Annotated in this window: 1 rRNA gene; it reads right to left on the bottom strand. The window is 54.2% G+C overall.

Annotated features, from left to right (window positions below):
- Positions 1 to 271: ribosomal RNA gene (locus AUR67_RS07130) — 16S ribosomal RNA — on the bottom strand; the annotation flags it as partial.

Here is a 271-nt window from a genome sequence, read left to right as displayed (position 1 = left end):
AGGTGATCCAGCCCCAGGTTCCCCTAGGGCTACCTTGTTACGACTTCACCCCAGTCATGAATCACTCCGTGGTGAACGTCCTCCCGAAAGTTAGACTATCCACTTCTGGAGCAACCCACTCCCATGGTGTGACGGGCGGTGTGTACAAGGCCCGGGAACGTATTCACCGCGTCATTCTGATACGCGATTACTAGCGATTCCGACTTCATGGAGTCGAGTTGCAGACTCCAATCCGGACTACGACGCACTTTAAGTGATTCGCTTACCCTCG

The organism is Pseudoalteromonas sp. XI10, from assembly GCF_001469895.1.
Classification (GTDB): Bacteria; Pseudomonadota; Gammaproteobacteria; order Enterobacterales; family Alteromonadaceae; genus Pseudoalteromonas.
Note: the sequence above shows the minus strand (reverse complement) of the source record. Positions and strands in the feature narration are given on the sequence as shown.